Annotated in this window: 21 protein-coding genes, 2 tRNA genes and 2 rRNA genes; 22 read left to right on the top strand and 3 right to left on the bottom strand. The window is 35.1% G+C overall.

Translation table 11 applies throughout. The features are described from left to right. The first annotated feature begins 10 nt into the window (after positions 1-10). From J4T76_RS03730 to gltP, 15 genes are all read left to right on the top strand, one after another. A tRNA-Ile gene (locus J4T76_RS03730) sits at positions 11-87 on the top strand. A 57-nt stretch (positions 88-144) separates the two neighbouring features. Continuing rightward, positions 145-220, top strand: a tRNA-Ala gene (locus J4T76_RS03725). A 202-nt stretch (positions 221-422) separates the two neighbouring features. Beyond that, a 23S ribosomal RNA gene (locus J4T76_RS03720) occupies positions 423-3321 on the top strand. A gap of 152 nt (positions 3322-3473) precedes the next feature. Next, positions 3474-3589 (top strand): 5S ribosomal RNA (gene rrf / locus J4T76_RS03715). A gap of 201 nt (positions 3590-3790) precedes the next feature. Further along, the gene (locus J4T76_RS03710; protein ID WP_267341557.1) at positions 3791-4351 is read left to right on the top strand and encodes a YgjV family protein; all 561 of its coding nucleotides are present in this window, start codon (positions 3791-3793) and stop codon (positions 4349-4351) included. Positions 4352-4447: 96 nt separating this feature from the next. After that, positions 4448-5020 carry an RNA pyrophosphohydrolase gene (gene rppH, locus J4T76_RS03705; RefSeq protein ID WP_267341559.1) on the top strand — a complete coding sequence of 191 codons (573 nt, stop codon included), beginning with the start codon at positions 4448-4450 and terminating at the stop codon, positions 5018-5020. Further along, positions 5017-5886 carry a prolipoprotein diacylglyceryl transferase gene (lgt, locus tag J4T76_RS03700; protein ID WP_267356135.1) on the top strand — a complete coding sequence of 290 codons (870 nt, stop codon included), beginning with the start codon at positions 5017-5019 and terminating at the stop codon, positions 5884-5886. The genes rppH and lgt overlap by 4 nt, the downstream gene beginning before the upstream one ends. Beyond that, positions 5883-6677, top strand: a complete 795-nt coding sequence (thyA, locus tag J4T76_RS03695; protein WP_267341561.1) for a thymidylate synthase — start codon at positions 5883-5885, stop codon at positions 6675-6677. Before lgt ends, thyA begins: the two co-directional genes overlap by 4 nt. Positions 6678-6890: 213 nt before the next feature. Next, positions 6891-7841, top strand: a complete 951-nt coding sequence (lpxL, locus tag J4T76_RS03690; protein WP_267341563.1) for an LpxL/LpxP family Kdo(2)-lipid IV(A) lauroyl/palmitoleoyl acyltransferase — start codon at positions 6891-6893, stop codon at positions 7839-7841. A gap of 45 nt (positions 7842-7886) precedes the next feature. After that, positions 7887-8969: a 23S rRNA (cytidine(2498)-2'-O)-methyltransferase RlmM gene (gene rlmM, locus J4T76_RS03685; RefSeq protein WP_267341564.1), complete on the top strand. Its 1083-nt coding sequence runs from the start codon at positions 7887-7889 to the stop codon at positions 8967-8969. Between the two features lie 22 nt (positions 8970-8991). Then, the gene (locus J4T76_RS03680; protein ID WP_267355035.1) at positions 8992-10827 is read left to right on the top strand and encodes a penicillin-binding protein activator; all 1836 of its coding nucleotides are present in this window, start codon (positions 8992-8994) and stop codon (positions 10825-10827) included. Further along, a complete protein-coding gene (locus tag J4T76_RS03675; protein WP_267341566.1) occupies positions 10796-11164 on the top strand; it encodes a YraN family protein in 369 nt (122 codons plus the stop codon). The genes J4T76_RS03680 and J4T76_RS03675 overlap by 32 nt, the downstream gene beginning before the upstream one ends. A 16-nt stretch (positions 11165-11180) precedes the next feature. Then, the gene (locus tag J4T76_RS03670; protein ID WP_267341567.1) at positions 11181-11759 is read left to right on the top strand and encodes an SIS domain-containing protein; all 579 of its coding nucleotides are present in this window, start codon (positions 11181-11183) and stop codon (positions 11757-11759) included. 98 nt (positions 11760-11857) lie between these two features. After that, positions 11858-14554: a DNA topoisomerase (ATP-hydrolyzing) subunit A gene (gyrA, locus tag J4T76_RS03665; RefSeq protein WP_267341568.1), complete on the top strand. Its 2697-nt coding sequence runs from the start codon at positions 11858-11860 to the stop codon at positions 14552-14554. Between the two features lie 75 nt (positions 14555-14629). Beyond that, complete coding sequence (gene gltP / locus J4T76_RS03660) at positions 14630-15952, top strand: glutamate/aspartate:proton symporter GltP (RefSeq protein ID WP_267341570.1); 1323 nt, start codon at positions 14630-14632, stop codon at positions 15950-15952. Positions 15953-16204: 252 nt separating this feature from the next. Here gltP and rpmG read toward each other — a convergent pair whose 3' ends face one another. Further along, complete coding sequence (rpmG, locus tag J4T76_RS03655) at positions 16205-16372, bottom strand: 50S ribosomal protein L33 (RefSeq protein WP_025314526.1); 168 nt, start codon at positions 16370-16372, stop codon at positions 16205-16207. A gap of 15 nt (positions 16373-16387) precedes the next feature. Further along, positions 16388-16624 (bottom strand): 50S ribosomal protein L28, encoded by a 237-nt coding sequence (rpmB, locus tag J4T76_RS03650; RefSeq protein WP_025314527.1) that lies wholly within the window; start codon positions 16622-16624, stop codon positions 16388-16390. Between the two features lie 306 nt (positions 16625-16930). On the opposite strand from rpmB, the gene J4T76_RS03645 reads away from it, so the two are divergent. From J4T76_RS03645 to argA, 7 genes are all read left to right on the top strand, one after another. Further along, a complete protein-coding gene (locus tag J4T76_RS03645) occupies positions 16931-17830 on the top strand; it encodes a LysR family transcriptional regulator (protein WP_267341575.1) in 900 nt (299 codons plus the stop codon). Positions 17831-18085: 255 nt separating this feature from the next. After that, positions 18086-18916 (top strand): shikimate dehydrogenase, encoded by an 831-nt coding sequence (aroE, locus tag J4T76_RS03640; protein WP_267341577.1) that lies wholly within the window; start codon positions 18086-18088, stop codon positions 18914-18916. 161 nt (positions 18917-19077) lie between these two features. Then, the gene (locus J4T76_RS03635; RefSeq protein ID WP_267341579.1) at positions 19078-19431 is read left to right on the top strand and encodes an Aca2/YdiL-like domain-containing protein; all 354 of its coding nucleotides are present in this window, start codon (positions 19078-19080) and stop codon (positions 19429-19431) included. Between the two features lie 221 nt (positions 19432-19652). Then, positions 19653-20165, top strand: coding sequence for a shikimate kinase AroL (aroL, locus tag J4T76_RS03630; protein WP_267341580.1), 513 nt, complete (start codon positions 19653-19655; stop codon positions 20163-20165). Between the two features lie 285 nt (positions 20166-20450). Continuing rightward, positions 20451-21650, top strand: coding sequence for an MFS transporter (locus J4T76_RS03625; RefSeq protein WP_267341581.1), 1200 nt, complete (start codon positions 20451-20453; stop codon positions 21648-21650). 76 nt (positions 21651-21726) lie between these two features. Then, positions 21727-23025 carry an MFS transporter gene (locus J4T76_RS03620; RefSeq protein ID WP_267356133.1) on the top strand — a complete coding sequence of 433 codons (1299 nt, stop codon included), beginning with the start codon at positions 21727-21729 and terminating at the stop codon, positions 23023-23025. 237 nt (positions 23026-23262) lie between these two features. Next, a complete protein-coding gene (gene argA, locus J4T76_RS03615) occupies positions 23263-24591 on the top strand; it encodes an amino-acid N-acetyltransferase (protein ID WP_267355030.1) in 1329 nt (442 codons plus the stop codon). Positions 24592-24631: 40 nt separating this feature from the next. Here the strand turns inward: argA and J4T76_RS03610 are convergent, their stop codons facing one another. Next, positions 24632-25885, bottom strand: a complete 1254-nt coding sequence (locus tag J4T76_RS03610; protein ID WP_267356131.1) for a PTS ascorbate transporter subunit IIC — start codon at positions 25883-25885, stop codon at positions 24632-24634. Between the last annotated feature and the right edge of the window lie 456 nt (positions 25886-26341).

The following is a 26341-nucleotide window of genomic DNA, read 5'->3' as shown; positions in this document are numbered from 1 at the left end:
TCACTTTATTGGGTCTGTAGCTCAGGTGGTTAGAGCGCACCCCTGATAAGGGTGAGGTCGGTGGTTCAAGTCCACTCAGACCCACCAATTCAACTTATTTTTTGCTGATTTTGGCTTTAACGGGTTGAAGAAGTGAAAGAAAATGGGGCTATAGCTCAGCTGGGAGAGCGCCTGCCTTGCACGCAGGAGGCCAGCGGTTCGATCCCGCTTAGCTCCACCATTAAAGAAGTCTCTTTTTAACTAAATTATGTTTGTATTTACTTATAAGAGTAAATAGAAAGATAAAGCTCTTTAACAATTAGGAACAAGCTGAAAGAAACGAGTTCTCGTTTTTACGGAAAGCATTTGTATGAAAATATGAATGTGAAGAAGTAGAAAAGAGAAAAAAGCGTAATTAAAACCAAGACAACTGTGAGTTGTAAGGTTAAGAAATTAAGCGTACACGGTGGATGCCTAGGCAATCAGAGGCGATGAAGGACGTGTTAATCTGCGAAAAGCGACGGTGAGCCGATAAAAGGCGCGATAGCCGTTGATGTCCGAATGGGGAAACCCAGTGCAGGTGACTGCACTATCATCTGATGAATCCATAGTCAGATGAGGCGAACCGGGAGAACTGAAACATCTAAGTACCCCGAGGAAAAGAAATCAACCGAGATTCCCAAAGTAGCGGCGAGCGAAATGGGAGCAGCCCAAGCGGGTAGCATAATGTATTAGTGGAAGCGTCTGGAAAGTCGCACGACAGAGGGTGAAAGTCCCGTACATGAAAATGCATTATGTGGAAGCTTATAGAGTAGGGCGGGACACGTGATATCCTGTCTGAAGATGGGGGGACCATCCTCCAAGGCTAAATACTCCTGATTGACCGATAGTGAACCAGTACCGTGAGGGAAAGGCGAAAAGAACCCCGGGAGGGGAGTGAAATAGACCCTGAAACCGTGTACGTACAATCAGTGGGAGCTGTTACCGTTGGGTAATAGTGACTGCGTACCTTTTGTATAATGGGTCAGCGACTTATATTCTGTAGCAAGGTTAACCGAATAGGGGAGCCGAAGGGAAACCGAGTATTAACTGTGCGTTAAGTTGCAGGGTATAGACCCGAAACCCGGTGATCTAGCCATGGGCAGGTTGAAGGTTGGTTAACACTAACTGGAGGACCGAACCGACTAATGTTGAAAAATTAGCGGATGACCTGTGGCTGGGGGTGAAAGGCCAATCAAACCGGGAGATAGCTGGTTCTCCCCGAAAGCTATTTAGGTAGCGCCTCATGTATAACTGTTGGGGGTAGAGCACTGTTTCGGCTAGGGGGCCATCCCGGCTTACCAACCCGATGCAAACTCCGAATACTGACAAGTTTAATCATGGGAGACACACGGCGGGTGCTAACGTTCGTCGTGAAGAGGGAAACAACCCAGACCGCCAGCTAAGGTCCCCAAGTCATAGTTAAGTGGGAAACGAAGTGGGAAGGCTTAGACAGCTAGGATGTTGGCTTAGAAGCAGCCATCATTTAAAGAAAGCGTAATAGCTCACTAGTCGAGTCGGCCTGCGCGGAAGATGTAACGGGGCTAAAACTATGCACCGAAGCTGCGGCAGTGCACGTAAGTGTATTGGGTAGGGGAGCGTTCTGTAAGCCGTAGAAGGTGTGTTGTGAGGCATGCTGGAGGTATCAGAAGTGCGAATGCTGACATAAGTAACGATAAAGCGGGTGAAAAGCCCGCTCGCCGGAAGACCAAGGGTTCCTGTCCAACGTTAATCGGGGCAGGGTGAGTCGACCCCTAAGGAGAGGCCGAAGGGCGTATCTGATGGGAAACGGGTTAATATTCCCGTACTGGCTATAACTGCGATGGGGGGACGAAGAAGGCTAGGTTTACCACCTATTGGATGGTGGGTTAAGCGTGTAGGGGTGTGATTAGGCAAATCCGGTCACTGAAACCCTGAGGCGTGATGACGAGCTACTAAGGTAGTGAAGTAATTGATGCCCTGCTTCCAGGAAAATCCTCTAAGCTTCAGGTTATAGTTAATCGTACCCGAAACCGACACAGGTGGTCAGGTAGAGAATACTCAGGCGCTTGAGAGAACTCGGGTGAAGGAACTAGGCAAAATGGTGCCGTAACTTCGGGAGAAGGCACGCTGATGGTAATTGAAGTCCCACGCGGATGGAGGTGAAGTCAGTCGAAGATACCAGCTGGCTGCAACTGTTTAATAAAAACACAGCACTGTGCAAACACGAAAGTGGACGTATACGGTGTGACGCCTGCCCGGTGCTGGAAGGTTAATTGATGGGGTTATGCGTAAGCAGAAGCTCTTGATCGAAGCCCCAGTAAACGGCGGCCGTAACTATAACGGTCCTAAGGTAGCGAAATTCCTTGTCGGGTAAGTTCCGACCTGCACGAATGGCGTAATGATGGCCAGGCTGTCTCCACCCGAGACTCAGTGAAATTGAAATTGCCGTGAAGATGCGGTGTACCCGTGGCAAGACGGAAAGACCCCGTGAACCTTTACTATAGCTTGACAGTGAACATTGAGCCTTAATGTGTAGGATAGGTGGGAGACTAAGAAGCATGCACGCCAGTGTGTGTGGAGTCGACCTTGAAATACCACCCTTTAATGTTTGATGTTCTAACCTATACTTCTGAATCGAGGTAAGGGACACTGTCTGGTGGGTAGTTTGACTGGGGCGGTCTCCTCCCAAAGAGTAACGGAGGAGCACGAAGGTTAGCTAATCCTGGTCGGACATCAGGAGGTTAGTGCAATGGCAAAAGCTAGCTTGACTGCGAGAGTGACGGCTCGAGCAGGTACGAAAGTAGGTCATAGTGATCCGGTGGTTCTGAATGGAAGGGCCATCGCTCAACGGATAAAAGGTACTCCGGGGATAACAGGCTGATACCGCCCAAGAGTTCATATCGACGGCGGTGTTTGGCACCTCGATGTCGGCTCATCACATCCTGGGGCTGAAGTAGGTCCCAAGGGTACGGCTGTTCGCCGTTTAAAGTGGTACGCGAGCTGGGTTTAGAACGTCGTGAGACAGTTCGGTCCCTATCTGCCATGGGCGTAGGAAAATTGAGAGGGTTTGCTTCTAGTACGAGAGGACCGAAGTGAACGCACCGCTGGTGTTCGGGTTGTGATGCCAATTGCATTGCCCGGTAGCTACGTGCGGAATAGATAAGTGCTGAAAGCATCTAAGTACGAAACTAGCCTCGAGATGAGTTTTCCCTGAAGAGATTCAGTAAGGTCCGTTTGAGACTAAGACGTAGATAGGTCAGGTGTGTAAGTGTAGTGATACATTGAGCTAACTGATACTAATGAACCGAGAGTCTTAACCTTACAACTCGGAGTTGTTTTGGATACGCGAAGTTGAGAGATTAAGAAATCATCGAAAGATGATGAAAGATTGATGAAACAGTTTGTTCCGGATTGAGCAATTGGTGAAGATATGTGATAATCATCATCAATAGAAAAAGAGAAGACAGAATATGTCTGGCGGTAATAGCGCGGTGGTCCCACCTGACCCCATGCCGAACTCAGAAGTGAAACGCCGAAGTGCCGATGGTAGTGTGGGTATTACCCATGTGAGAGTAGGGAGCCGCCAGACTTTTAAATATATCGAGAGCCCAGCAGGAATGCTGGGCTTTTTTGCATACAGAAATTACAAACTTCTAAAGAAGTTTGTATGTTTGAGTATGTGATTAGATGATTATTTTATTAATCACTTTTAATAAACTATTTTTTTTATTGTTTATTCATATGTAAGTTACTAACTAATTATTAGATCCATTTATCTATGGAGTGAACAATGGATAATCTAAACTTTTTGTATCAATTCATGGGCCCAGATTTTATTGATAGATATACTACTTTACCTCAATTAATTGGTATTTTAGGTTATCTTGTAGGTATTAGTGCATTCTTACAACGTAGTGATAATGCTTTTCGTTGGCAGTTAACAATTGTTAATATCATTATGACTGTACACTTTTACTTATTGGGTCCAGAGTCTTATCCTGCGGCAATTCTTAATATAGTCAATATATTTAGAAATATTACTTCGAATTACACTAAAAATATGTTAGCAATGTTATTTTTTATTGCTTTAATGTGGATATTTTATTTTCTTACTACTCCCGATACGACTGAATTTATACATTATTTATCTGTTATCGGTACTACATTAGTTACTATTGCATTATTTCGTTTACAACAGCAGAAAATGCGGCTACTTATACTAATGAGCAGTGTTCTATGGATTATTTATAGTTTATGGATAGGATCTTTAGGTAGTCTGGCAATTGAAGTAACTTTTGCCATAATTAATATTATAACGATTATCAAATTATCTAAAAAACAAACTATATAAAGGTATATTTACTCGATTAATTCATTTTCCTATTTATTTCTTGCTGTATGTATGAAACAATTTAGCTATATAAGAATAAATTTTTTGAGGTAGTCAGTGATTGATAATGATGGCTACCGTCCAAATGTAGGAATAGTTATTTGTAACAGGTATGGTCAAGTACTTTGGGCTCGTCGTTATGGACAAAATTCTTGGCAGTTTCCTCAGGGCGGAATAAAACTAAACGAAACGCCTGAGCAGGCAATGTTTCGTGAATTAAACGAAGAAGTAGGATTATTACCTCAAGATGTAAAAATTCTATCCGTTACAAACGGTTGGTTACGCTATAAATTACCTAAACGAATGATACGTTGGGAAAATCAACCTGTTTGTATTGGTCAAAAACAGAAATGGTTTTTATTAGAATTAATCTCTGATACATCGGTAATTAATCTTAATATGTCTTCTACTCCTGAATTTGATGATTGGAAGTGGGTTAGTTATTGGTATCCTATTCGTCAGGTTATTGCTTTTAAACGTGAAGTTTATCGAAAAGCAATGAAAGAATTTTCATTGTTAGTATTTAGCATCCAATCTGAGGTGGAAGCGCCAATAGCAAATGTTTCTAAGAAGAAACGATTTAATTTCTTCGCTCATAAACGAAAAAATAAACAGTGTGTTAAAAAATGAATCAATACTTACAATTTCCTAATTTCAATCCAATTGCTTTTTCACTAGGTCCCATATCGCTCCATTGGTATGGTGCAATGTACTTATTTGGGGTACTTGGAGCACTTTATTTAGCTAAACGAAGGGCAAATAAACCTAATAGCCAATGGACAACACAACAAGTTGAAAATTTGCTATTCTGGGGTTTTTTAGGGCTTTTTATAGGCGGACGATTAGGTTATATCTTTTTTTATAATTTTAGAGTTTTTATCGAAAATCCAATTATATTGTTTAAAGTCTGGGAAGGCGGTATGTCTTTCCATGGTGGTTTAATAGGCGCAATTTGCGTTATTGCAATTTTCGCAAAAAAGAATCATAAAACCTTTATGCAAGTAGCTGACTTTGTTGCTCCATTAGTACCTATTGGATTAATGTTTGGACGATTTGGTAATTTCATTAATGGCGAACTTTGGGGGCGTGTGACTCAATCACACATTGGCATGTTATTCCCAACTTCCTCTCATGCTGATTTTATGTTTGTACAAGCACATCCAGAGTGGTTATCGCTTTATACTACTCTTAATGGTATTTTACCAAGACATCCTTCTCAGCTTTATGAAATGATGTTTGAAGGGATTGTTTTATTTATCATTCTAAATTTGTTCATTCGTAAAAATAGACCAACTGGTGCTGTTTCTGGATTGTTTTTGCTTTGTTATGGTTTATTTCGATTTATAATCGAATTCTTTAGACAACCTGATGAGCAATTGGGACTATTTTTTAATATCATTAGTATGGGACAAATTTTATGCCTACCAATGATTTTTGCTGGTATTTTATTTCTTTTATATACATATAGAGTTAACAAAAAGGCGACAACACAATGAAACAGTATTTAGCACTTATGCAAAAGATTTTAGCTGAAGGTGCGCCTAAGTCAGACCGAACAGGAACTGGAACATTATCCATTTTTGGTCATCAAATGCGGTTTAATTTACAAGATGGATTTCCATTAGTCACTACAAAAAAATGCCATTTACGTTCTATCATTCATGAATTACTATGGTTTTTAAAAGGCGACACAAATATTAACTATCTAAAAGATAATAAAGTAACTATTTGGGATGAATGGGCAGATGAGAATGGTAATTTAGGTCCTGTTTATGGAAAACAGTGGCGAGCATGGACTTCGCCTAACGGTCAGCACATCGATCAAGTATCACAACTGATAGATCAAATCAAAAATGATCCTGATTCAAGGCGTCTAATCATTTCTGCCTGGAATGTTGGGGAATTGGATCAAATGGCTTTAGCTCCATGTCATGCATTTTTTCAATTTTATGTCGTTGATGGTAAACTTTCTTGTCAGCTTTATCAACGTTCTTGCGATGTGTTTTTAGGATTACCATTTAATATCGCTAGCTATTCACTGTTGATTCATATGATTGCTCAGCAGTGTAATTTGGATGTGGGCGATTTTGTTTGGACTGGTGGTGATACGCACCTATATTCAAACCATCTGGAGCAAACTCATTTACAATTGAGTCGAACTCCTAGGGCACTGCCAAAACTTGTTATTAGACGTAAACCACCAACAATTTTTGACTATGAGTTTGAGGACTTTGAAATTATTGACTATGATCCTTACCCTGCGATCAAAGCACCTGTTGCGGTTTAGATTCTTATAAAAAAGTTTCAGAAAAATATTACGTTAGCATATAAAATTTAAAGAACGAAGATCACAGCAAATAATTATATATTGTTGTGATCTGTATTAACTATACTTTATTCAATAAATTATTGTTTCGAAGATCTTTCTATTTTTTGCCCTTTAAATCAAGATATAGTATATAATAATCAACTTTGTTATTAACAATAACTTAATCTTAATATGAGTCAAAATCAGGAAATCCATCCTATCTTTACTAAACGCCTACTTCACCCTCGTTACTGGTTAACGTGGTTTGGTATTGGCATTTTATATTTAATTGTTTTATTTCCTTACCCAGTAATTTATCAATTAGGAAAAGGTTTAGGATTGCTTTCAATGAAATTAATTGGTAAGCGTAAAGAAACAGCAAGACAAAATCTTAAACTTTGTTTTCCTGAAAAATCACAGCTTGAACGTGATCAAATATTACGAAGAAATTTTATTTCCACAGGATTAGCTATTTTTGAAACAGGAATGGCATGGTTCTGGTCTGATAAAAGATTAGCTAAACATTCTTCTATTGTTGGTGATCCATATATCAAAAATGTACAGCAATCCGGTCAAGGTGTTTTACTTATTGGAATCCATTTTTTAACATTAGAATTGGGAGCGCGTATTTTGGGAATGAGTCATCCTGGCGTAGGGGTTTATCGACCAAATGATAATCTGGTAATGGATTATATTCAGCTTAAAGGTAGACTCAAATCTAATAAATACATGTTAGATCGCTATAATACCAAGGGTATGATCCGTGCATTAAAAAATGGAGAGTTACTTTGGTATGCCCCAGATCATGATTATGGACCTAAAAATAGTGTATTTGCTCCATTATTTTCAGTAGAAAAAGCAGCAACTACGATAGGTACACGCATATTGGTTAAATTAGGACAACCCGCCATTATTCCATTTACACCTAAGCGTGAGAAAAATGGTCGCTATACAGTATATGTAACACCAGCGCTTGAAGGCTATCCTATTGAAGATGATGTACGAGCAGCAACTTTTATGAATAAAGCTATTGAAAAGGAAATTTTAAAAGCTCCAGAACAATATATGTGGTTACACCGACGATTTAAAACTCGTCCAAAGGGGGAAGCACCTTTGTATACTGATGATGTTCAATCTGATTAATCCAATTATTTTTTATAGTGTCTGTTTGATGAGTAAAAATACGAAATGCAAAAACTAAATAAAATTATTCTATACTGTCGTTGTGGTTTTGAAAAAGAATGTGCTGCAGAAATCACAGATAGAGCTGCACAACTAGAAATATTTGGTTTTGCCAAAGTGATAGAAAACAGTGGGTATGTCACTTTTGAATGTTATCAAGATGATCAAGCTACAATACTGATAAAAAAACTCTCTTTTCGTACCCTGATTTTTGCTAGACAAATGTTTGTATCCGGTGATTTATTGACTAATTTGCCAGCTAACGATCGGATCACTTCAATAATTAATGCGTTATCTGGTCTAATAAATAATGCAGGTGATGTGCGTGTAGAAGTTCCTGATACGAATGAAGGTAAAGAATTAGCTGGATTTTGTCGCAAATTTACTGTACCACTTCGTCAAGCATTGCGAAGTAAACGTATTTTGTTAAAAGTTGAAAATCCAACAAAACCTGTTATTCATCTATTTTTTACTAATAGCAATAGTTGTTATGTTGGTTATTCTTTAAGCCAGAATAATTCACCATTTTATATGGGAATACCAAGACTAAAATTTCCTGCTGATGCACCAAGTCGTTCTACATTAAAATTAGAAGAGGCTTTCCATATTTTTATTCCTTATGAGGAATGGGATGAACGCTTAAAAGGTGGTTTAAACGCGGTTGATTTAGGTGCTTGCCCAGGCGGTTGGACTTATCAATTAGTCAAAAGAAGTATGATGGTTTATGCTATTGATAATGGTCCAATGAATGATAAGTTAATGGAAACTGGGCAAGTTAAACATTATCGTGAAGATGGCTTTAAATTTATACCTAAAAAGCATAATATTTATTGGTTAGTTTGTGATATGGTTGAAAAGCCGACTAAAGTAACGCAATTAATAGCCAAATGGCTTATTAACGGTTGGTGTCGAGAAACTATTTTTAATCTTAAATTACCAATGAAAAAAAGGTATGAAGAAGTAAAACAAAATATAAAGTTACTCAACGATGAATTAAATAATAATCAAATCAATGTTCAAATTCAGGCTAAACAGCTTTATCATGATCGCGAAGAAATTACTGTTCATGTGCAACGAATTTGGGGATAGCAAATTACAAGAGAGTAGGTGTATGAATTTAAAAAATTTCTTTTATACAATATTAATATCTACATTATTGACATTTTTAACTGGATGCCCAAGTAATCAAGCTCAACTTAATGATTATGATGGAAATAAAAGTTCTAGTTATTATCTATCTCTCGCGGATCAAAGTTCTGGAAATGTTAAAACCAATTGGCATTTATTAGCTATTCAGGCATTAATTAAAGAAAATAAAGTTTCTCAAGCAAAGGATTTATTATCTCAACTATCTTCTGATCTCAATGATAAACAACAAAAAGAAAAATTATTATTGCAAGGTGAAATTGCCGTAAAATCAGGCAAATCATTTAATATCAAACAGTTAAATTCTGATGAATTAACTAATTCACAATTATACCGTTACTACTTTATTAAATTAAGTTTGGATGAAAAAAATAGAGATGTTAATGGACAAGCCCATGATTATATTGAATTAGAAAAATATATCCCAGCAAACCAGAAAAAACAATTATTAAATGATACATGGAAATTTTTTAGTAAATTAAGTTCTAAAGATATTAATGCCATTTTAGTTTATGAAGATGAAATAACCTTACAAGGTTGGATTAATCTAACTGATGCTTATAAGCGTAATAGTATAGAACTAAAAACACAAGAAGATGATACACCCGAAATTATTGCAGAAAAAGTACAAAAACAGAGCCAATTATTAAAACAGGCTGTAAATGATTGGTTAATACAATATCCAGATCATCCTGCTAAAAATATTATTTCTGTATTAACTGGAGAACCAGTATTAAATGTTGATGATGCTAATGCTAAAAAAGTAGCATTATTATTACCATTAACAGGTTCATCACGTATTTTTGGTGATACTATTCGACAAGGTTATTTTGATGCTATTAAATTTTTTCCACAAGAGCCACAACAAAGTATAGTTTTACTTGATACAACAAGTACCGAAATAGATGTACTTCTAAGACAAGCTAAGGAACAAAATGTAGAATTGATAGTTGGCCCCTTATTGAAAGATGAAGTGATTAAGATTAAACAATTATCTCCTTCTTTACCTGTTTTAGCATTAAATAAAGTGGATAATAGTTCCACCACAGCGAGTAAAATGTGTTATTTCGCATTATCACCAGAAGATGAAGCACAAGATGCAGCAGATCATATTTATGCGCAAAACAAATTAAAGCCGTTATTGCTTGTTCCTCAAAATGATCTCGGTCAACGTGTGGCTCAAAGTTTTGCCAAAAAATGGTCTGAATTATCATCTGATAGCTCACAAGCTTATGTCCAATATTTTGGTAATAAAAGTACATTAAGTTCTGGTATGAATCGTGATGTTGGGATAACACTTACTGGAACGCCGATTTTAACAAATAATACAGAAGATCAATCCGATAATTTTGACGCTGTCTATATTTATGCCTCATACGATGAACTAACTCTTATAAAACCAATGATTGATATGGCAGCAGGAAGAACAGTTGGTAATTCATCATCACTTATGATCTACACAAGCTCTAAAAGTCATGTGGCGAATGCTTCAGAGGATTTTAATTATGATATGAATCATACAGAGTATGCTGAAATCCCAATGATCGTTAATTATTCTGATAATGTGTCAGAAATGATCCCTCATAATATCAAGAAAAATTATTCATTAATGCGTTTATATGCAATGGGGATAGATGCATGGAGACTCGCAAATCGCTTTAATCAAATCAATTCCTATCAAACTGACTTTTTAAATGGTATGACAGGAGAATTATCGACGAAGGATCAATGTGAAGTCACTCGTGCTTTATCTTGGCAACAATATACCCATGTGTCATCTAAATCAAATTCACAAGAATAACAAAAAAATTGGCAAGTATTATGAAGACATTGCTTGTCAATATTTACTAAAACAGGGACTTTTGTTTATTGCTCAAAATAGCCAGTATCGTTTAGGCGAAATTGATTTGATTATGCGTGATAAACAATGTCTTGTCTTTGTTGAAGTCCGTTATCGAAAAAATGCTAATTTTGGTAATGCTGAAATGACAGTAACATCTAGTAAACAAAATAAAATTAAGCAAGCGGCACAACTCTGGATGTTGTCAGAAAATATGAATATTGATGATACAGAATTTAGATTTGATATTTTTGCCATTACGGGCAAAAACCAAAAATGGATTATTAATGCGTTTTAATTTTTAGGTGAAAAACGTGCAAGATTTAATTAAAAATTATTTTACTGAGAGTATTCAAACTCAAATTGTAATGGCTGAGTCTTTAGGTACATCAATTGAAAAAGCGGCAAGCATTATTGTTCAAGGTTTACTTAATGGTAATAAAATTATGAGTTGTGGCAATGGTTCATCAGCTGCAAATGTACAAAGTTTTACTTCTCGATTAATTACCAGTATTAATATAGAAAGGCCCAGCATACCCGCTATAGCTTTGGTATCGGATAATGTATTATTGAGTGCAATTGCTAATCATGAAGAAGTATATGCTCGCCAAATACAAGCTTTGGGTCATCGCGGTGATATTTTGATCGTATTGACTTGCCAAGGTAACAGCCGTTCAATTATTCGTGCTGTTCAAGAAGCAGTGATTAAAGATATGAAAATTGTAGCTTTAACTGCCTTTGATGGTGGTGAAGTTATTGGCTTACTAGGTCAAAATGATATTGAAATAAGAGTTCCATCTTACAAAAAAGTAATGGCATATGAAATGCATGCCATGATTTTAAATTGTTTATGCCAATTAATTGAAAATACTTTGTTTATTCAACATGAATAAGTTGAAATAAAAACAGTATAGTCCTGCATTAATAACGAATTTTATGCTATAATTACAAGCTATTTTGATGACCTAATTTAATAAGAGAATATGGTGTTATGACCGAACTAGCCAAAGAAATAACCCCCGTTAATATTGAAGATGAGCTAAAATCCTCTTATCTTGACTATGCAATGTCTGTCATTGTTGGGCGTGCTTTACCTGATGTACGCGATGGCTTAAAACCGGTCCATAGAAGGGTCCTTTTTGCCATGCATGAAGCCGGATACGATTGGAATAAACCTTATCGAAAATCTGCTCGTGTCGTTGGGGATGTCATTGGTAAATACCATCCGCATGGTGACTCTGCTGTATATGACACAATCGTACGTATGGCACAGCCATTTTCATTACGTTATATGTTAGTTGATGGTCAAGGCAATTTTGGTTCTGTTGATGGTGATTCGGCTGCAGCAATGCGTTACACTGAAATACGTATGCAAAAGTTTGCAGGCGCGTTATTGACTGATCTTGATAAAGAAACTGTTGATTTCTCTCCAAACTATGACGGCTCAGAAATGATCCCTGATGTATTGCCAACGCGTATTCCTAATCTACTAATCAATGGTTCTTCAGGTATCGCAGTGGGTATGGCAACTAATATCCCTCCTCATAATTTATCTGAAGTCATTAATGGTTGCCTTGCTTTTATTGAAGATGAAAATATTTCAGTCGATGGATTAATGGAACATATTCATGGGCCTGACTTCCCTACTGCCGCTTTAATTAATGGCCGAAAGGGTATTGAAAATGCTTACCGAACCGGACGTGGTATTATCTATATTCGTTCTAAAGCAACTATCGAAGTTGATGATCATACTGGACGTGAAACAATCATTGTTAATGAGATTCCATATCAAGTTAATAAGAAAAAACTGATCGAAAAAATAGCAGAATTAGTCAAAGACAAAAAAGTTGAAGGTATCTCAGCACTGCGTGATGAATCTGATAAAGATGGGATGCGAATTGTTATTGAAATTAAACGAGATGCTGTCGCTGAGGTTGTATTAAATAACTTATTCTCATTGACTCAATTGCAAGTCTCCTTTGGTATCAATATGGTAGCTTTACATAATGGGCAACCTAAACTTTTAAATTTACGTGATATGATTGAAGCCTTTGTGCTTCATCGACGTGAAGTAGTCACTCGTAGAACTATCTATGAATTACGTAAAGCTCGTGAAAGAGCTCATGTTTTAGAAGGATTAGCTATTGCGCTAGCTAACATTGATCCCATTATCGAATTAATTCGCGCTGCATCAACACCAGTTGAAGCTAAAAGTAAATTATTATCTCAAGCTTGGCAGCTTGGTCATGTAGCAGCAATGCTCGAAAAAGCGGGTAATGATGCTGCCCGACCAGAAGATTTAGCACTAGAATTTGGTATTCGTGATGGTTATTATTACCTATCAGAAGCACAAGCACAGGCTATTTTAGATCTTCGTCTACATCGTTTAACGGGTCTAGAACATGAAAAGATTTTGGATGAGTATAAACAATTACTTATTCAAATTAGTGAGTTATTACATATTTTAGCTAGTCCAGAACGTTTAATGGAAGTGATTCGTGAAGAGCTTGAAGCGGTTCGTGATCAATTTCAAGATGCAAGAAAAACTGAGATCACAGCAAGCAGTGCTGATATTAATATTGAGGATCTTATTGCTCAAGAGGATGTTGTTGTAACTCTTTCACACCAAGGCTATGTAAAATACCAACCTTTATCTGATTATGAAGCGCAACGTCGAGGTGGTAAAGGTAAATCTGCAACCAAAATCAAAGAAGAAGATTTTGTTGAAAAATTACTAGTAGCAAATACACATGATACTATTCTTTGTTTCTCAAGCCGTGGACGGTTATATTGGATGAAAGTCTATCAATTACCTGAAGCAAGTAGAGGTTCACGTGGACGTCCAATTATCAATTTATTACCACTTGAAGCAGGTGAACGAATTACTGCAATTCTACCAGTCCGAGAATTTGATGATGAACATTGTGTATTTATGGCAACTGCACAAGGTACAGTTAAGAAAACTTCATTAATTGAATTTAGCCGTCCTAGAAGTGGTGGTATTATCGCAATTAATTTACGTGATGATGATGAATTAATTGGTATTGATCTAACAAGTAATGATCCTTCTGCTGTTTGCGATGATGAAGAACTTAATGATGATAATGTTGTTGAGGATATTGAAAGTGAGGATGAAGAGGTTACTCTGCTTTCAACTACTGAAGACATTATGTTATTTTCTGCTAATGGCAAAGTTGTTCGTTTCCCAGCTAATAAAGTCCGCTGCATGGGACGAACAGCAGCAGGGGTTAGAGGTATCAAACTTGATAGTAATGATAAAGTTGTTTCACTTATTGTTCCTCGTGGTGATGGCGCGATCTTAACCGCAACACAGAACGGTTACGGTAAACGTACACAACAAGAATTATATCCAACTAAATCACGAGCAACCAAAGGAGTGATTTCTATCAAAGTTAGTGAAAGAAATGGTGAAGTCGTTGGTGCCGTTCAAGTTGATGAAACGGATCAAATTATGTTAATCACTGATGCTGGAACGCTTGTACGTACCCGTGTATCAGAAGTAAGTATCGTTGGCCGAAATACACAAGGTGTTATGCTTATTCGTACAGCAGATAACGAGAAAGTGGTTGGATTACAGAGAATAGCTGAAACTGAGGATGAGGAAAGTGAATCTGATTTTTCTCAAGATGAGGAACGGCAGAATTCAGCTCTGGAGTCCGAAGAATAATTTTTAATTATCAAAAAGGATTAGTTATAACTAATCCTTTTTTATTTATAAAATCCAGAAAAGGAATAGTATTAAATGTCATTTTTTTTAAAGAAAATCTTAACGAATCTTGCATGGCAAATTTTAATTGCTTTGATACTAGGCGTAGCGATGGGCGCTTATTTATTTGAACTTTCTGTCCCAAGCCATCCTTTACATTCATACTATCAATTTTCGATAGTTAACATTTTTCAACCAGCAGGTGATATCTTTATTCGTTTAATTAAAATGATTGTATTACCTATTATACTCAGTACTCTAACTTTAGGCATTGCAGGTATTGGTGGTTCAAAAAGATTAGGAACATTGGGTTTCAAAACAATTCTCTATTTTGAAATTATCACCACGATTGCCATCTTATTAGGGCTTTTGTGGGGAAATATTTTTGCACCTGGTGCGGGAATTGATTCAACAACCTTAGCAACGACAGATATCACTAAATATACTAAAGCCGCAGAAGAATTAAGCGGAAAACCTCATGGTTTGATTGTGATGATACTAGATATGATCCCAGCTAATATCTTCAAAGCTATGACTGATGGCGCTGTTTTGCCAGTTATCTTTTTCTGTGTCTTTTTCGGTTTAGGTTTAATGTCGTTACCAGATAAACAACGTGAACCATTTGTTTTCTTCTTAAAAGTGGTATCTGACACCATGTTTAAAGTAACCAATATGATTATGCGTTATGCGCCAATTGGTGTTTTTGCGCTCATCACAGTAACAGTTGCTAAATATGGATTTGAATCTCTTCTACCGTTGTTTAAATTAATTTTAACTGTTTATTCAGCAATGATTATTTTCACATTAGTAGTATTAGGACTTGTATGTAAACTTTGTAGATTTAATATTTTTACCCTTTTAAAAATATTAAAAGAAGAGTTAGTCATAGCATTTTCAACAGCCAGTTCTGAAACGGCATTACCCAAAATTATTGAAAAGATGGAAGCATATGGTGCTCCAAAATCGATCACAAGTTTTGTTATTCCAACTGGTTATTCCTTCAATCTCGATGGTTCAACGCTTTATCAAAGTATTACGGTCATCTTTTTGGCTCAGTTATTTCATATTGATTTAACTATTCTAGATCAAATTATTATTGTTATAACATTGATGATTGCTTCTAAAGGCATAGCAGGTGTACCAGGTGCTTCAATTCTTGTTTTATCTGCAACCCTTGGTAGTGTAGGTATTCCACTTGAGGGTATTGGTTATATTATGGGGGTAGAGCGTATTTTAGATATGGGTAGAACTGTTGTTAACGTTGTAGGTAATGCATTAGCAGCGATTGTTATTGCTCGTTGGGAACATGCTTTTGATGATAAAAAAGCAAAAGTATATGAACAACACTATTTAAAATAACGTATTAACTATTTTCTTAAAAAAGCTTCAGTTTTACTGAAGCTTTTTTTTTGTAAAATTTTAATAAATAATTTATTTTACTTAAACAGGTATAATTTATATTCTTTAATATTTGAAATGAATTATCCGTCTTTTGCTCATCCTAGATAAATAAAATATATTGCATAATTTATTACAAATAATATTAAGAGAATTTTATATAATGATATAAAAAAACCCAGCATTTGCTGGGTTTTTTTATTTATTAGATAACTATTTAATTTTAGCTTCTTTATAAATAACATGCTGACGAACAACGGGATCGTATTTTTTGATTTCCATTTTCTCAGGCATAGTTCTTTTATTTTTGCTAGTGGTATAAAAATGACCTGTACCAGCAGAAGAAACTAATCTAATTTTTTCGCGTACACCTTTTGCCATGATAGGGTTTCCTTATTAGTACTTTTCACCACGGGCACGAAGTTCAGCTAAAACTGCATCAATACCCTTTTTATCGATAGTTCGCATACCTTTAGCAGATATACGCAATTTTACAAAACGTTTTTCACTCTCAACCCAGAAACGGTGAGTTTGAAGATTTGGTAGAAAACGACGTTTAGTAGCATTCATCGCATGAGAACGATTATTTCCCACTAAAGGACCTTTTCCTGTTACTTGGCATACTCGTGACATGTCAATAATTCTCCGAAATTTCTATGCTTAAGCCTTGGGCGTAATATGTTAATGGAATTAACCTCGTCAGGCTTTTAGTTTGCTGCAGTTCTATCTGAGAAGCAGTCTAACCTCTCACACTACACCCACAATAATGAGGTAGCGAAGTATACGCTGTTATACACAAATTCTCAAGCATTATCTTATGTAAGCTTAAAATAAGTTTAAGTAAATGTCATTCAAATAAAACCCAAATACAAATATTGTGTTAATAAATATTTATCCTATACTGTCTTGGGTATAAATCATTAAAGAATGTTTGACTATATGAATTTGAAACAATTAAAATATTTCCAATTGCTTGCAAAAACTCAACATTACACATCTACTTCGGACTATTTTTCGATTAGTCAACCAAGTTTAAGCCATTCGATTTCAGAACTTGAAAAGGAAATTGGAATTAAATTGTTTCAAAAACGAGGCCGAAATGTAGAGTTAACTAAAGAAGGTAAACAATATTTAACCTATGTTGAGCAAGCATTAAATGCACTATCGGAAGGTGAACAATTTGTTAAAGAATTGCTCAATGTTTCCCATGGACATATTGGGTTGGCTTTTATCTACTCCATTAGCTCAAATTATATCCCTAAAATCATTAAAGCTTTTTTAGCTGAACCTGAAAATAACGACATTACGTTTTCTTTTTATGAAGGGACATCACAAAATATTATTGAAGGACTTAGAGAAAAAAAGTATGAGATTGGAATTTGCTCTCATTTACAAAATGAACCCGATGTTCACTTTCGAAAGTTAACTAAGCAAGAACTTGTTTTTATTATTTCTAATGATCATCCTTTATCTAAACGTAAAAAACTTGATTTAAAAGAATTGATTCATGAACCTCTAATTCTTTTTAATGAAAAAAACGGTATAAAAACTGTGATAGATGATATGTTAACTAAAACGGGTTTGCAACCCAATATTGCTTGTCATGTTGAAACAGAAAGTGCCATGATGGGTTTGGCTTCCATAAATTATGGTATAGGCATTATGCCAAGAGTACTTATTCCTGAAGAATTTAATGTTACTCTTGTTCCCATGAATAAATGTTATCAAAAAAGAGATATTTTCATTGCAACAATGAAAAATAGACCTTTATTGCCTGCACCACAAAAGTTTTATCATTTCCTAATTGAGCATAGTGATGATGCTATTTTTGGCCGCTAAAATTATCTTGCTATTTGAGATGTCAAAATATTACCTTGAAACAGTGAAAAATTAAAAAGTTAAATTCTGTTCAAAATATTCTTTTGATAGAGTAGGAATTATTTTTTATAAATTAAACAAATTATTATAAAACAAAATCTTAACTTCTTCTGTAATTTTAGAAAAAATGATTCAATTTTATAATAAATGTGTTTTAATAATTAGGATTAAGATTTTATTTATGCCTTTTGATTTTTCAACTTTCAAGGAGATTATATGAGTCAGTTTAAGCCATATAGTATATACGGTATTATCGGTTATCCTTTAGGTCACAGTATGAGTCCACTTATTCATACTACCTCATTTCAAGATTATGGTATTGCTGCTGTTTTAGTTCCATTTCCTACTCCTCCAGAAGAAATTCCAACGTTATTTAAATCTGTAAGATTATTAAATATACGTGGATTATGTGTCACTATCCCACACAAACAGACAATTATTCCTTATTTAGATGAAGTCACAGAGCATGTAAAAAAAGCGGGGGCAGCTAATTTAGTTTATTGGGATGGCGATAAGCTTTGTGGTGATAATACGGATATTGTTGGTTTTATGGAACCACTTAGAGAAAAGAATTTGCCAGCCGAATACAAAAGAGTTTTATTACTTGGGGCGGGGGGGGCCGCACGAGCAGCAGTAGTTGGATTACAAGATCTCGGTTATACAGATATTACTGTCACTGATATTGTTGATGATTTACCACAATCGTTAGCAAATGAGTTCAATCTTAAAACCGTTACATGGCAAGATAGAAGTAAAGTAGAAGCACAAATAATTATTAATTCGACTCCATTGGGTATGACAGGTAAATTTGAAGAGCAAACACCTTATGAACAAGCATGGTTTAAAGGTAAAGGTATTGCGTATGATATCGTATATACGCCCTATAATACTCGATTCAGACAAGAAGCTGAAAAAGCTGGTTGGGAATCAATTTCAGGTCGAGAGATGTTTATCGGGCAAGCAAATGCTCAATTTAAAATTTGGACAGGCAAAGATCTTTCTGAACGGGCAAAACAAGCTGTAATTGATGCTCTAGCAGGAAAATGATTAATAAGTAAAAGTATTGACTTATCTAATTAATTTAAATTAGATGTATTGCTGATATCTATATGTTTAAATTTTATTTTAAAAACGTTATTTCAATGGATGATATTGGTACCATATGTAGAGTTACAGTATATGTAAAAATATGTTAAGGAGGAGTATTTATGACTAACCTAGAATTGCAAGCGTATCGTCGCTTCCTTATGCTAAAAGTTTCAGAGGCAAGTGAATATATTGGTAAAACTGATGTTAGTACATGGCATAATTGGGAAAAAGGCACTAGCCCTGTTCCCCAATATGTTGTTACAGCAATGCAAGAATTAAAAAAACTCCGAACTGATAAAGTCAATATTATCATTAATAGTATTAATGATCGGGTTGGTAGTAGTACTATTCGCTATTTTTTGACCTATGAAGAGTTCAAGAAAGTGAATCCAAAACTTGATATCATTCAATGGCGATTACATCAATCTATTGCTACAGAGTTATATTTTCGGGGGTTAGAAAAATTGTGTTAATAAAATATAATGCAACCAATATTTATATTTAGAGATATCTTTAATAATGTGTAAACTATTGTTTACGAATATGGATTGAAATATATTAAATTATTTTATAAAAATCAATGTCTTTTTAAATTTATTATAATATGTAAAAAAAATATTGCAAAATTTAGAGTGAATCACTAGCATAGACGGTATATTCTATAAGCTGTAAATTTGAAAGGACATGACTCAATATGAATAATACTATTTTTTTAGTAGGTGCCAGAGCAGCTGGCAAAACAACAATGGGAAAAATGCTTGCAAATAAGCTATCGTTTTCTTTCATTGATACAGATTGTTATTTACTTGAAACTACAAAAAAAACAGTAGCTGAAATTGTTGAAAAAGAAGGTTGGGAAGGCTTTAGAGCCAGAGAAAGCCAGATTTTAATTGATACAACGAAGCCTAATCGAGTCATTGCTACCGGTGGCGGAATGGTACTCGCTGATCATAATCGCCATTTTATGAAACAAAATGGGACTGTCATTTTTTTATCGGCCACTGCTGAAACATTAGCTGCACGTTTAATGAAAGATCCTAATATTGCTCAGCGACCTTCATTGACAGGTCTGTCTATTGTTGATGAAATGGAAAAAGTATTGGCTGAGCGATTACCGCTATATCATGATGCAGCACATCATGTTGTTAATGTTGAACAGGATGAAGCTCTAATACTCACTAATATACTTCACATGTTGCAAAACTAACTGAATACTCTTTTACTAAATACCACTTAATAAAGTGGTATTTTTATTGATAATAAATAAAAATAATTATTTAATAATTTATAAAAAAAACCTATTGGTAAGTTTGATTTTTATTCAATATTATGCTGCTTTTATTTATAGATAAATTCAAATCTATAGATAAATGTGAAAAATGTAAAGTTTAACAATAAATTTGTCGTTATTGCTTTCAGATTAATGCTGATGCTTGTATATTGAATACAATTATAAGGTTAAAAATTTAATTCTACATATGGAGTATAGCAAATGGATAATCGAAAAATAAATTCTTATGGAATAGTCGGATCTATTTATGCAAATTATATTATTCAAAGTATCGCATTGATTGTGATTATGCAATTTTCTCTAGATCTTTCAAAGCAGCTTAACACAGATATGATTGGTCTTGGCTATGTTGCTTCTGGTATAGGGATTGGTAAGATTTTTCTAATGTTTGCAGGTGGAATTTTATCAGATAAATTTGGAAGAAAACTTTTTATCTATCTGGGTATGGCCTGCTATGCGATTTTCTTTATTGGCATGACTTTCTGTACCAATATTCATATCGCTTTTTGTCTTGCAATTGCAGTAGGGGCTGGCAATTCTTTTTTAGATACAGGTTCAATGCCTGCTCTGACAGAGTGTTTTCCACGTTCAGCGGGTTCTGCAAGTGTCCTTATTAAAGCATTTATTTCTATTGGAACACTAATTCTTCCATTCATTGTCACTTTTTTTGATACAAACAAAATCTGGTATGGTTGGGCGTTTCTTGGCTTTACTGCTTATTTAGTTATTAATAGTTTAATTTTATTTCCTCAAAATTTTCCTAACAAAGAAACTGCAATAAAAGGTAACGGTGGTACTGAAAATTATTTCAAAGCTAAACCTAAGTTCGAAGTTGAAGGCGTTTTGTTGATCATTATGGGATTCACTACAACAGCAACGTTTGTCATAATTTTACAGTGGTTACCTACAATTGCCATTAATGGGGTTAATATGAGCGATATCGAAGCTAAACAATTGATTAGCTATTATAGTACCGCATCAATTATCTCGGTCTTTGTAACGGCATTTATCGTTAAACATTTATTAAAACCAATATATTGTATCATTATATTACCTTTACTCTCTGCAATAGTATTAATCCTATTTTACTTTAATATTTCACCTATGATGTGTGTTATCGCCGCAATTGGTATGGGATTTACAGCAGCAGGAGGTGTACTTCAATTAACTCTAGTTGTTATGCAGCAATTGTTTCCAACACGCAAAGGTATAGCTGTAGGGTGTATGTATACGTTTAGTGGGTTATCCTTTATTGTTATACCGCTCATTGTTCCTAAATTAGCTATCTATAATGTAAGTTATGCTATTTTGATCGACTTTTTTATCGCGTTGTCTAGTGTAATACTTGGTTCTATTGTCTTTTATCGATTTAAACAAGTGATTGATATGAAAAAAATATAGGACAAAATTTTAATAAAGTTTTTAAAAACCAAATAATTATTCGAAATAAAAAATGAAAGTTTAAAGGAAATAATAAATGTTAAATAAATATTTAGGCACCTCAGTTTGTTTATATATGAACTATTTTGTGCACGGAATGGGAGCGATAATTCTTGGGCTTAATATTGATTATTTAGCCGCACAATTTAATCCAGAGCTTGCCTATTTATTTAGTATTACAAAAGATTCATTAACACCGGAACAACTTGGATTAGTAGGTGAAGCTAAACAAAGTGTTTATAATGTCATGATGGGGTTAGGTGTCGGTCGATTATTAGTTTTATTTATTATGGGAACTCTTTCAGATACATTTGGACGTAAACCGTTTATAGTTTTAGGAGCCCTATTTTATATTGGATTTTTACTCGGTATTTTAGTAAGCCCGAATGTGCAAATTGCATTTATGTTTGCCGTCTTAGGCGGTATAGCTAACTCAACATTAGATGCTGGTACTTATCCAGCTTTAATGGAAGCATTTCCAAAATCACCAGGGTCAGCGTCAATTTTAATTAAAGGAGCCATTGCCGCCGGTCAATCTGTACTGCCAATTATTGTGGGTATTATTATGGCTAACCATGGTTATTTTGGTTGGTCATTTATATTATGTTGTATTATTTTAGGATTAAATGCGTTAATTGTATTAAAAATGCCATTTCCGAATTATAAAGTTACTACAAAGGAAAAAGAGAAAGATCTACAAACTTTGGAAAACGAGACACCAACATTGAAACAAAAAGCTAATTTTTTTATTGAAGGTATATGCTTTATTGTGATTGGTTTTACCTCTACAGCGACATTTTATTTAGTCTCATCTTGTTTAAAAGATTTTTCACAAACAGTTGCTGGTATGGACTCATCTGGCGCGATTCAGGCATTTTCATCATACGGTATTGGCACATTAGCCAGTGTATTTTTAACTTCAATTTTAGTAAAAAGTTTGGTAAGACCTATTTATATTGTTGTTATATATCCTTTATTTTCAATGTTAATGTTAATTATTCTTTATAGTCATCCAACACCAATAATGTGTATTATCGGAGGTTTTGTGCTTGGATTTACAGCAGCAGGTGGCGTATTGCAGTTAGCATTAACAACAATGGCCGAATTTTTTCCATCGGGTAAAGGAAAAGTATTGGGTATTTTCTTCACATCGTCAAGTATTGCAACTACCGTAATACCATTTTTTATTGGTTGGATATCAACAAATTTTGGTTTGCGTTATGTTATGCTTAGTGATGCAATTATTGCTGGTTTAGGAACATTATTAGCAATTGTTGTCTTGATGCGTTACCAAAAAATATTTAACTTTCCTAAAAGAGTAGATAAAGCTCAATAATTCATTTAACAAAATATTTTAATCTTAAGAGTTTGCGGTTACTTGCAGGCTCTTTTTTATAGATTAAACAAATCACATTCATAAAATCAATTATTTCAATTTAATAATTGAAATTTTTACTGTTACATGAATAAAATTTCTTTTCTCAATTATTTTCAAAAACTGCTTGCGATCAAAATAAAAATAAATAAAAATACACAAATAATGAATAAATATTCAATTTAAAAGGTTGTGTAAATGAAAGAGCGTACAACTGAGTTAGTTGAAGGTTTAAGACATTCAGTACCTTATATTAATGCGCATCAGGGTAAAACATTTGTGATTTTACTTACTGGTGCTGTCCTAAACAGTGATAATTATTCAAGTATCATCAGTGATATTGGATTGCTTTACAGTCTCGGTATTAAACTCGTTATTGTTAATGGTGCACGTAACCAAATTGATGCGTCGTTAAAAAACCATCACATTACACCTAAATACCATAAAAATACACGTATTACTGATGCAACTACATTAGATATCATCAAGCAAGTTACTGGTCTGTTACAGCTCAACATAACCGCAAGTTTATCTATGAGTTTAAATAATACCCCGTTACAAGGTGCTCATATTAGTGTAGTTAGCGGTAATTTTGTCATTGCTCAGCCATTAGGGGTTGATGAAGGTGTCGATTATTGTCATACAGGCAAAATTCGCCGCATAAACAACGAAGCTATTGCTGAACAATTAGAGCGAGGTTCTATTGTCTTGCTCGGTCCTGTAGGTGTCTCGGTAACTGGCGAAAGTTTTAATTTAGCATCTGAAGATATTGCTGCTGAAGTTGCTATTCGCTTAAAAGCCGATAAACTCATCAGTTTTTGTGCAGAACAAGGTGTACTTGATGAACAAAATCATGTAATAACTGATCTGTTCCCAGTGGATGCTGATAATTATGTTAATCGCAAAGAAGAATGTGGTAAACACCTATCTAGTGAGGCTCGTTTTTTGCGTGCGGCATCCAAAGCATGTCGTAATGGCGTCCGCCGTAGCCATTTAGTTAGCTATTTAGTCGATGGCTCTATTTTGCAAGAACTGTTTTCTCGCGATGGTATTGGTACACAAGTTGCAATGGAACATTCAGAGCAAGTTCGCTTGGCAACAATCAATGATATAGGTGGAATATTGGAGCTGATTCGACCACTTGAAGAGCAGGGTATCTTAGTTAAACGTTCACGAGAACAATTAGAGATGGAAATTGACAAATTCACTATTATTGAACGTGATAATATGACAATTGGCTGTGCTGCGCTTTACCCTTATCCAGAAGAAAAAATGGGTGAAATGGCTTGTTTGGCGATTCATCCGCAATATAGAAACTCATCACGCGGTGATTTATTATTAGAAAAAATTTCAGAAAGTGCTAATAATTTAGGATTAGAAAAAATCTTTGTGCTTACCACTCGAAGCATTCATTGGTTTCGTGAAAAAGGTTTTAATCCAGCTGAAGTGGATGATCTGCCGATTAAAAAGAAACAACTCTATAATTATCAAAGAAACTCAAAAATATTAATGTTTGATTTAATTTAAATTTATCGAGAAAAAGTCCGTATAGCAACGGACTTTTTGATTAACTAAATAGCTTAACAATAAATTCAGTGATTAACGATAAGGATGTGAAATCAGGATCAGCAAAGGTTACACCTTCAACACCTAAAAATTTAAAGAGAGGTAATGCGAGGGCTGGCAACACACATAAAAGTAAACCATTAACGAAAGAGGCAATAACCGCTCCTCTTGCTCCACCTGTTGAGTTACCAAATATTGCTGCTGTTCCACCAGTGATGAAGCTTGCCATAATTCCGGGAATGATAATAGGTAAACCAATAAAAGGGAAAACAACCACACAAGCTATTTCAGTAAAGAAACTCACAATAAAACCAACTAATACACAATTTGGTGATTTATCAAATAACACCATTGGATCGACTGCCGGTACACAACCAGGTGCGACAACTTGGGCAAATCCTTTAAAAGCTGGGATGATTTCTTCAGTAAAAATAGCGATCCCTTTTTTGGCAATATAGAGTCCTCCGGCAAAAATAGCGGATTGTTCCAACGCAAAAATAATAAACGTATTGTTTTTAAGTATCTCTTTCAAATACTCAGCGGATGAAAAAGCACCGGATAAGCCTAGTAAAACAAACATGGTAATAAAAGTCGCAACATCTGATTGCCTCAAAAAGCTAAAACGATCATTTATTTTAATCTTTTCGATATCATTTTTTTTATTTCCTAGCCATTTACCTAAATAGGAACCTAATAAGTATGAAACGGTACCAGCATGGGCAATACAATAATCATTATTCCCTATTATTGTACGGCTAAATTTAGAGAGTAAAGTTGGAAATATCGCCATATAAAGGCCAATAATCATTGCGCCAGTTGCAACAATAATATAGCCATTATAGCCCATACCTTGTAAAACTGCGGTAAATGAAAATGCCATGAATAGCACTAAATGCAATGATAAATAAATCGATTTAAAGCGGGTAAATCTTGCTAATAGTAGATTAATTATCATCGCAAAAAAGAGGATAAAGGCTGCACTAGTACCAAGTGATTCCATCGTCAATGCGGTAATGGCTTCATTACTTGGTACGACCCCATGCATTCCAAATGCATGAGTAAACATGTTACTGAACATAATTAACACGCCACCTAAGATTTTTCCACCCGTTTTAATTAACACAAACCCAATAAATGAAAGTAGGGTGCCAGTAATAATTTTAGAAAGTTTTGCTCTCTGTAGTACCAATCCTATGAACGCAACTAATGCAATAATAATAGCTGGCTGACCAAATATATTTAGAAAAAGGTCCATTTTTTAGCTCCAAACTCAATAACATAACTTAAGATCATTATAATTAAACCGATGTTTTATATTGTGTTTTGGATCACAAATCATCAAATACAATATGCGAATAATCAATTGGTAGCAAATTATTGATCTTGATTATGGAACATTAATTAAACTTTTTAGTTGATGATTTTCTGGGTTGATTGACGTTTATTTGTAAAAATAATTGAGGAGTCTATACCATTTCATTAAGTTTTGAGTTCTATATTGAATTACTTAATTTACATTGAACGGATAAAAATCATTTTAGAGGCGAGCTTTTAAAGTCAAAACGATTAATGAGAGATCACGTTGTGGTAAAAAGAAAAATTAAAAAACAGCATAATGAACAAGAGTGTGATGTCTTGCTTGTGCTTAGTCGATTTTGATTTCACGGAAATTAATGATAGATAATGCACTTTTTAGCGAAGATCAATGAAA

The sequence above is a fragment of the Gilliamella sp. B3022 genome (genome assembly GCF_028751545.1).
GTDB lineage: Bacteria > Pseudomonadota > Gammaproteobacteria > Enterobacterales > Orbaceae > Gilliamella.
The sequence above is the reverse complement of the archived record's forward strand: the minus strand, read 5'-3'. Positions and strand labels throughout refer to the sequence as shown.